This window comes from Tabrizicola sp. (assembly GCF_034366665.1).
Classification (GTDB): Bacteria; Pseudomonadota; Alphaproteobacteria; order Rhodobacterales; family Rhodobacteraceae; genus Tabrizicola.
In genome coordinates this window covers 1-7,902 of the sequence record NZ_JAXMMF010000149.1, presented here as the reverse complement: position 1 = coordinate 7,902, position 7,902 = coordinate 1, and the positions used below count along the sequence as shown (strand labels likewise).

The window sequence follows — 7,902 nt, the reverse complement described above, 5'->3', positions numbered from 1 at the left end:
AAAAATTGCCCCCACGATAGCTCGTTCGACGGACAACCCGAAATGTCCGACCATACAGCGGGTGACACGGGTCGCAGACCCTGATCTCGTCCGGAAAAGATTCATCAGCATTACTGGACGGGGTATTCCTGAACCCCTTCGCTGGAGGGGATCGACTGGCGGGCACTGCAGCGGACGTGGCGGCCTCTGGCCGCAGGATAGTCTGCCAGTCGTGCAATCAATGATTCTCACAAGGAATACAGTTGGATAAACTCCTTGCATGCTCGATCAGACCCTGACTTTGCCGGAAGACCCCGAGGAACTGCGCAGCTTTACCGCGCGGCTTCTGGCCGAGGTCAAGGGTAAGACCGCATGTCTTTTTTCACCGGCCCGCCGCTGACGGATCATCGCGTATCTTGATCGTGAAGCTGCGCCACCGGCTGGCCGGGCACCGGGCGCACCGGTTTGGCGCGTCTTCCGAGACGGCGGACCAGTTGCAACTCTCGCTCGAGACCAGCGAGATTGCCGCCGCGGCGATGACGGCGCGGCTGAAGCTGCCGGACATCGAGGAGAAGGACAAACCCAAGCGCCGCCCGATCCCGGTTCACATCCCCCGGATGGAGGTCGAGCTGACCCCCGGCGTTGATGCCTGTGCCGATTGCGGAGGATCGGAGAGGATGTCACGCGGGAACTTGAATATGTCCCCGGACGCTTCATCGTTAACCGCATCTTCCGCCCGCGCCTGACCTGCACCTGCTTTGAACGGCTTCGTGCAGGCCCCGCTGCCTTCGCGGCCCATAGAGCGTGGCCGCCCACGGCCAGGCCTGCTGGCCCATTTGTTGGTCAGCAAATGTGCAGACCACCTGTCGCTCTACCCTCAGAGCCAGATCTTCGACCGCGAAGAGCTCGACCTGGAACGCTCGACGCTTGCCAACTAGGTCGGCAAATCCACCGCCCTGCTGGAGCCCCTCGCAGACGCCATTGGCCGCCATGTCTTGTCGGCCGAGGCGATCTTCGCCGATGACACGCCGATCAGCATGCTCGCTCCCGGCAACTGCAAAACCCAGACCGCAAGGCTCTGGACCTACGCCCGCGACGAACGCCCCTGGGTGGCGACGCGCCCCCGGCAGCCTGGTATCGGTTCCGGCGACCGCAAGGGCCAGCACCGCAAAGACCACCTGGCCCGGTTCCGCGGCTGGATGCATGCCGACGGCTATGCCGGGTTCGAGGACCTCTACCGCTCCGGCACCATACGCGAAGTCGCCTGCATGGCCCATGTGCGGCGCAAGTTCGTCGACATCCACCGGTCGCAAGGCTCCCCGATTGCCGAAGATGCCATTGCCGGGATCGCCCAACTCTACGCCGTCGAGAAAGAGGCCAGAGGGTCGCCGCCAGATGTCCGGGTCGAACTTCGCAAGGCACATGCGGCCCCAGTCTTCGACGATCTCGAGGTATGGCTGGCTCTGCAACTCACCACGGTCTCGGGCAAATCCCCGCTTGCAGCCGCCATCCGCTATGCCCTGACCCGCATGGAGCGCCTGCGCCCCTACCTCGACAACGGCATTCTTGAGTTGGATAACAATGCAACCGAACGCGGCATGAGTGCTATCGCCCTCGGGCGGAAGAACTACCTCTTCGTCGGCTTCGAGGCAGGCGGCAAAGCCGCGGCCATCGCCTACACGCTGATCGAGCCGGCCAAACTCAACACCGTCGATCCCAACGCTTGGCTCGCCGACACCATCGCCCGCGTCCCGGACTACAAGATCACCAAGGTTGATGACCTGCTGCGCTGGTGCTGGAAGAGATAGCGCTCAGCCCGGACGGTTACATTTCCACCACTTCCGACCCACGATGCCTGATCGTCTGACCAACAACTGATTTGAGAAAACCAGAGGATTGTCATATCCTCGCTCGGACGACTTGTGGTCCGGCACTGGCATGCGGCGGAAATGGCAAATGAACCCCAAGAGGCAGAGATGACTGAATTACCCCGCAAGGCCATCGCAACTCAGGGGCTCGAACAAACTGAGGAACGCCTAGCGCGCCTTGTTCGTCTCGCGGCGCGCGCATTCAATCGCGCGCTGCAGATGCGCCTGCATACAGAGGGCGTAAGCTTTGGGCAGTGGATCTTCCTGCGGATTCTTTGGACGAATGATGGACTGTCTCAGCGCGAACTCAGTGAGAAAGCCCAGTTGACAGAACCTACTGCACACTCTGCCTTGCTGCGCATGGAGGAGTCGGGGTTTATCACGCGCGCCAATGTCGGCGGAAACAAGCGACGGCAACATGCGTTCCTGACAGAGAAAGGCTGGGCATTGCGCGACCGTTTGGAGCCATTGGCAATCGAGATCAACTCGGTAGCTGTCGAGGGATTGTCAGAAAAAGAGGTGCGGGCTTTGAAGCGCGCAATGGGATTGATGATTCGTAATCTCGAGTACGATGAGAAAACGGCGGCACAATTAGGAATCAAGATGCCATCGACTCGTTCGTTACAAAACCTTTGAAAACGCCTAGCCAGCGCGTCCAGAAGCCATGCCGATGGTTTCCGACGACCGCCTTCGCGACGGCCGACATCTTTGCCACAGCTTTGGCGGCGCGGGGCTTTCCAGTGCTGGAAATAGGCGCGAACTACTACGACGATGTCGAGGCGCGCTTTGGTCTGGACCCTGCGCTGGTGGCCCGGATGAAGGCGGCCAACGTTCTGTATGACGAAGACGCCGGCGGGCAATTCTTTCAGGTCTATTCCGCCTCGCGCCCGGATGGGCTGTTCTGCTAGGTGGTGCAGCGGCAGGGCAACAATCAGGGCTATGGCGCGCCGAACGCCCCGTTCCGCATCGCCGCGCAAAAGCGCAGCGCGCGGCCCTCAGGAATGCCGCGCCACTGATGATCCGCGGCGCTTTCGCGGCAGAGGTTGACCAGTTGCTCTATCCCGGCAAGGGGCGGTATCGACTGCGTTCGAGTAATTCCGACGGCTCCGGACAGGAAGCGCACGCCGGTTGGCACCACGACCAGATCGCCGCGGTCCAGTTCCTCGGCCACCACCCCGCGCGAGATGAACCAGGCTGCGTCCGACCCGGCCAGGATACCGCGCCCGATGGCAAGAGCCACCGTTTCGACCGCAGGGCGCAGGCCGGACAGGCCAAGGCTGGCCAGATAGTCATCGACCGACCGCCGGATCAGCGCGCCTTCGGGCGGCAGGATCAGCGGCACCACCTCCAAGAGCACCGGTATGGGCTGCACCGCCATCGGATGGCCTGCGCGAAGGACCAGAACGATGTCCTCCTCATAGAGATGGTCAAAGGTCAGCCCGGCCATTTCATCCGGCGCGGGCATGCGGCCGATCATCAGGTCAATCCTGCGCTCGCGCAGCAGGCCCAAAAGATAGGCATGCGGTCCGGTTTCGATCTTCAGCAGGGCGCCAGGCTGTGCGGCGTGGAACCGCAGCGCCACGCGGGGAAACAGCCGCGTGGCCGCTGTCGGCAGGATGCCCACCCGGATTGTGCCACCCGAGGCTCCGGGGCGCAGCACCGCTGCGGCCTGTTCCAGCGCCTGCAGTCCAAGGCTGGCGTGGTGCCGGAAAGCTGTGCCCGCCTCGGTCAGCACCAGCCGCCGCTTTTCGCGCCGGAACAAGCGCACGGCCAGCAAATCCTCCAGCTCGGCCAGCGTGCGGCTCAGGGCGGGCTGGCTGATGCCGTGCCGCCGCGCCACCGCCGACAGACCGCCTTCGGCCGCAATGTCCAGAAAGGCCCGGATGTGGCGCAGCTTGATCGCAGAATGCATAATCATGTGGTTATGGGTTTCTTTGCACTTTGCATTATTCTGCCGGGTTCATCCGGTTTAGGTTATGACCAGGAGGAGACACGATGCAAGCCTTGAGACGCCCGTTCGGAGCGCTGCATGTGCAGCTTGACGGCCCGGAGGCCGCGCCTGCGGTGGTCTTTGCCAATTCACTCGGCACCGATCTGCGGCTGTGGGACAAGGTGCTGCCGCTGTTGCCGCCGGGCCTGCGGATGATCCGCTATGACAAGCGCGGGCATGGGTTGTCGGCTTCTCGCGGCGGCGAGCAGCTGGACGATCATGCGCAAGATGCCATCGCGGTCATCGAGGCCGTTGCCAAGGGGCCGGTGGTCTTTGTCGGGCTTTCCATCGGCGGGTTGATTGCGCAACGGGTGGCCGAGCTGCGCCCCGACCTGATCCGCGCGCTGGTCCTGTCCAACACGGCGGCACGGCTGGGCACGGTGGAAAGCTGGCAGGCCCGGATCGATGCCGTACAGGCGGGCGGGCTGGACAGCATTGCCGATGCGGTGATGGAACGCTGGTTCGCCCCGGCCTTCCGCGCCAAGGCTGAGCTTGCGCTGTGGCGGGCCATGCTGGCCCGGACCCCGGCGGCGGGCTACGTCGCCGCCTGTGCGGCCCTTGCCGGGGCCGACCAGACCGAAGCGACCCGCGCACTGCGGCTGCCCACGCTGGTCATCGCCGGATCCGGGGACGGGGCCAGCCCTTCCGCCATCGTCAAGGCTACGGCCGACCTCATCCCAGGCGCAGAGTTCCACGAGATCCCCGGCGCGGGCCATCTGCCTTGCGTCGAGGCCCCTGCGGAATGGGTGGCGCTCGTTGCCCCTTTCCTGAAAGCCCACACCGATGTCTGACCTGACCGACCAGGGTATGAAGACCCGCCGCCGTGTGCTGGGCGATGCCCACGTTGACCGCGCCGAGGCCGCGAAGACCGCTGCCGACGCGCCGTTTCAGGCGCTGATCACCGATGCCGCCTGGGGTCACGTCTGGAGCCGCGACACCATCAGCCTGCGCGACCGCAGCATGCTGACCATTGCGCTGCTGGCGGGCCTTGGCAACGATCACGAACTGGCCATGCACATCCGCGCCACCACCAACACCGGCGCTAGTCAGGCCGATGTGATGGAGGCGCTGTTGCATGTCGCCATCTACGCCGGTGTCCCCCGCGCCAACCACGCCATCAGGATCGCCAAGGACACATTCGCCGCCATGGCAGAGGAGCATCCATGAAACCTGCCGAATTCTACCAGCGCGACCGCCTCTGGCAGCCGCCGGCCCTGACGCCGGACTACAAGACCAGCGTTGCCCGCAGCCCGCGTCTGGCAATGCTGTCGCTGCAGGGCTCGCTGTCCGAGATCACCGGCCCGACCTTTGGCCACAATGACATCGACCCGATCGACAACGACCTTCTGCGCAACTACGCCAAGACGGGCGATCCGGTGGGCGAGCGGATCATCGTTCACGGTCGGGTGCTGGACGAAAACGGGCGTGGTGTGCCGGGCACGCTGGTCGAGGTCTGGCAGGCCAATGCCTCCGGGCGCTACCGGCACAAGAAGGACACCTATCTTGGCGCACTTGACCCCAACTTTGGCGGATGTGGGCGCACCCTGACCGATGCGGACGGGTACTACTTCTTCCGCACCATCAAGCCCGGTGCCTATCCTTGGCGCAACTGGGTGAACAACTGGCGGCCGGCGCATATCCATGTCTCGGTGTTCGGCACCGCGTTCAGCCAGCGCCTGATCACCCAGATGTATTTCGAAGGCGACCCGCTGATCGCGAAATGCCCCATCGTCGCCACCATCCCCGATCCCCGCGCTATCGACCAGCTGATCGCGCCCCTGGACATGAACGCAGCCATTCCGCTGGATTGTCTGGCCTACAAGTTCGACATCGTATTGCGCGGGCGCCGGTCCACCTTGTTCGAGAATCGGCTGGAGGGGAACTAAGGTGGCTCAGACTTTGAATTATCTGAAGGAATCCGCCTCGCAGACCGCCGGACCCTATGTCCACATCGGCCTTGCGCCGGGCGCGGCAGGGTTCTCGATCTTCCGGCAGGAACTGGGGCAAGTGATCGCCGGGCCGGACGCTGCGGGCGAACGCATCCGGGTTGAGGGCGTGGTGCTCGACGGCACCGGGGCACCCGTGAAGGACGTGCTGCTGGAGGTCTGGCAGGCCGATGCGAACGGCATCCACCCCCACGCGGAAGATCAGCGCCACGCCGATTGCGCCCCCGGTTTTCGCGGCTGGGGCCGGGTCATCACCGATTTCGACACCGGGCTGTGGTCGTTCGACACCATCAAGCCGGGGTCCGTCATAGGCAGCAATGGCCGCCGCATGGCACCGCATATCAGCTTCTGGATCGTCGCGCGCGGCATCAACATCGGGCTGAACACCCGGATGTATTTCGAGGACGAAGACAACGCCGCCGACCCTGTGCTGAACCTGATCGAACAGGTACCGCGCCGCGAAACCCTGCTGGCGCGCAAGATCGGGCCGGGGCATTACTGCTTTGACATCCGCCTGCAAGGCGACGACGAAACTGTGTTCATGGACGTTTAAGCGATGACCAATCCCTGCATCATCTGCGTCGCCATCACCGGCTCGCTGCCGCGCAAGGCCGACAACCCGGCCGTGCCGGTCACCGTAACCGAACAGATCGAAAGCACGCATGAGGCGTTCGAGGCCGGGGCAACCATTGCCCACTGCCATGTCCGCAATGCCGATGAGACGCCCTCATCGGACCCCGAAAAGTTCGCGGCGTTGAAGGAGGGGCTGGAAAAATACTGTCCCGGCATGATCGTGCAACTGTCTACTGGCGGGCGTTCCGGCTCAGGCCAGACGCGCGGCGGGATGCTTCCGCTGCAGCCCGACATGGCGAGCCTGTCGGTCGGGTCGAACAACTTTCCCACCCGCGTCTATGAAAACCCGCCCGATCTGGTGGACTGGCTGGCCTCCGAGATGAAGACTTACGGCGTCAAACCCGAGATCGAGGCCTTCGACCTGTCTCATATCATCAAGGCCAAGGAAATGTGGGACAAAGGCCAGATCGCCGACCGGCCCTATGTGCAATTCGTGATGGGCGTGAAGAACGCCATGCCTGCCGACCGCGAGGTGTTCGACTACTACATCAAGACCGTGCACCGCCTCTTTGGCCTCGATGCGCCCTGGTGTGCGGCGGGGATCGGGCCGAGCCAGATCGTGTTGAACGACTGGGCGGTGTCCTCGGGCGGGCACGCGCGCACCGGGCTGGAAGACAACGTGCGGCTGGACAAGACCACGCTTGCGCCTTCGAACGCGGCTCTGGTCCGGCGGGTGGTTGACCTGTGCGACAAATACGAACGCCCGGTGGCAACCTGGGCACAGGCCCGGACGCTCTTGGGCCTCCGGATGCCCGGCTGACCGATGCCCGCAGCCCCCGCCGATTCCGCCCTTTACGGTCACCTCTTCGGCGATGCTGAGGCCGCGCAACTGTTCGGCGACAGCGCCGAGATCCGCGCCATGCTGCTGGTCGAGGGGGCCTTGGCACGGGTGCAAGGCGCACTGGGGCTGATCCCGGCCGATGCCGCCGCCTTCATCGGCAGCGCGGCGATGGAAGTGCAGATCGACCCTGCGGCGCTAGCCGATGAGACCTCGTTGAACGGGGTGCCGGTCCCGGGCCTCCTGGCCGCGTTCCGCAAGGCCGCGGGCGCGCCGGGGCCGATGCAATACCTGCATTGGGGCGCGACCAGCCAGGACATCATGGACACCGCGCTCGCGCTGCGGCTGCGCCCGCTGCTGGCGCTGTGGGAGAAACGCCTTGACGCACTGCTGACCACCCTTGCCGCGCTGGCGCAGGCAGGGGCCGCGCAACCGATGGCCGCGCGCACCTATGGCCAGTTCGCTACGCCGACCAGCTTTGGCGCGGTGGTGGCAGGCTGGGGCTGGCCGCTTCTGGACTGGAAGGCGCGGCTGGACTCATTGAGCGATGCGGTGCTGCAGGTGTCGCTGTCCGGTGCCGCGGGCACCTTGGCGGCGATGGGGCCGCAGGGTCCGCAGGTGCGGACAGCGCTGGCCAACACACTGGGTCTGCGCGATCCCGGGCACAGCTGGCACAGCGACCGCACCGCCCCCGGCGACCTGGCGCGC

General features: G+C 64.6%; 10 protein-coding genes and 3 pseudogenes. 12 read left to right on the top strand and 1 reads right to left on the bottom strand.

Features of this window, described 5'->3' with window-relative positions:
• Positions 1–401: 401 nt before the first annotated feature.
• From U1E69_RS20880 to U1E69_RS20855, 6 genes and pseudogenes are all read left to right on the top strand, one after another.
• Positions 402–545, top strand: a pseudogene (locus U1E69_RS20880) (transposase domain-containing protein); the annotation flags it as partial.
• A 92-nt stretch (positions 546–637) separates the two neighbouring features.
• Positions 638–688: pseudogene (locus U1E69_RS20875) on the top strand (hypothetical protein); the annotation flags it as partial.
• A 61-nt stretch (positions 689–749) separates the two neighbouring features.
• A pseudogene (tnpC, locus tag U1E69_RS20870) lies at positions 750–1,667 on the top strand (IS66 family transposase); the annotation flags it as partial.
• Positions 1,650–1,787, top strand: a complete 138-nt coding sequence (locus U1E69_RS20865) for a transposase domain-containing protein (protein ID WP_322246328.1) — start codon at positions 1,650–1,652, stop codon at positions 1,785–1,787. The pseudogene tnpC and the gene U1E69_RS20865, both read left to right, overlap by 18 nt.
• 141 nt (positions 1,788–1,928) lie before the next feature.
• Entirely contained in the window at positions 1,929–2,483 is a 555-nt protein-coding gene (locus U1E69_RS20860; RefSeq protein WP_322246327.1) for a MarR family winged helix-turn-helix transcriptional regulator, read from the top strand.
• Positions 2,480–2,755, top strand: a complete 276-nt coding sequence (locus U1E69_RS20855) for a hypothetical protein (protein ID WP_322246326.1) — start codon at positions 2,480–2,482, stop codon at positions 2,753–2,755. The genes U1E69_RS20860 and U1E69_RS20855 overlap by 4 nt, the downstream gene beginning before the upstream one ends.
• A gap of 29 nt (positions 2,756–2,784) precedes the next feature.
• On the opposite strand, the gene U1E69_RS20850 is transcribed toward U1E69_RS20855, so the two are convergent.
• On the bottom strand, positions 2,785–3,759 hold the full coding sequence (locus tag U1E69_RS20850; RefSeq protein ID WP_322246325.1) for a LysR substrate-binding domain-containing protein: 975 nt from the start codon (positions 3,757–3,759) through the stop codon (positions 2,785–2,787).
• An 83-nt stretch (positions 3,760–3,842) separates the two neighbouring features.
• Here U1E69_RS20850 and pcaD point away from each other — a divergent pair, with 83 nt between their 5' ends.
• The 6 genes from pcaD to U1E69_RS20820 all read left to right on the top strand — a co-directional run.
• A complete protein-coding gene (pcaD, locus tag U1E69_RS20845) occupies positions 3,843–4,628 on the top strand; it encodes a 3-oxoadipate enol-lactonase (RefSeq protein WP_322246324.1) in 786 nt (261 codons plus the stop codon).
• Entirely contained in the window at positions 4,621–5,004 is a 384-nt protein-coding gene (gene pcaC / locus U1E69_RS20840) for a 4-carboxymuconolactone decarboxylase (protein ID WP_322246323.1), read from the top strand. Before pcaD ends, pcaC begins: the two co-directional genes overlap by 8 nt.
• Positions 5,001–5,723 carry a protocatechuate 3,4-dioxygenase subunit beta gene (gene pcaH, locus U1E69_RS20835; RefSeq protein ID WP_322246322.1) on the top strand — a complete coding sequence of 241 codons (723 nt, stop codon included), beginning with the start codon at positions 5,001–5,003 and terminating at the stop codon, positions 5,721–5,723. The genes pcaC and pcaH overlap by 4 nt, the downstream gene beginning before the upstream one ends.
• A 1-nt stretch (position 5,724) precedes the next feature.
• A complete protein-coding gene (pcaG, locus tag U1E69_RS20830) occupies positions 5,725–6,336 on the top strand; it encodes a protocatechuate 3,4-dioxygenase subunit alpha (RefSeq protein ID WP_322246321.1) in 612 nt (203 codons plus the stop codon).
• Between the two features lie 3 nt (positions 6,337–6,339).
• Positions 6,340–7,176, top strand: a complete 837-nt coding sequence (locus U1E69_RS20825) for a 3-keto-5-aminohexanoate cleavage protein (protein WP_322246320.1) — start codon at positions 6,340–6,342, stop codon at positions 7,174–7,176.
• 3 nt (positions 7,177–7,179) lie between these two features.
• Positions 7,180–7,902, top strand: a 723-nt coding sequence (locus tag U1E69_RS20820) for a lyase family protein (protein WP_322246319.1), incomplete at its 3' end; no start/stop codon positions are given.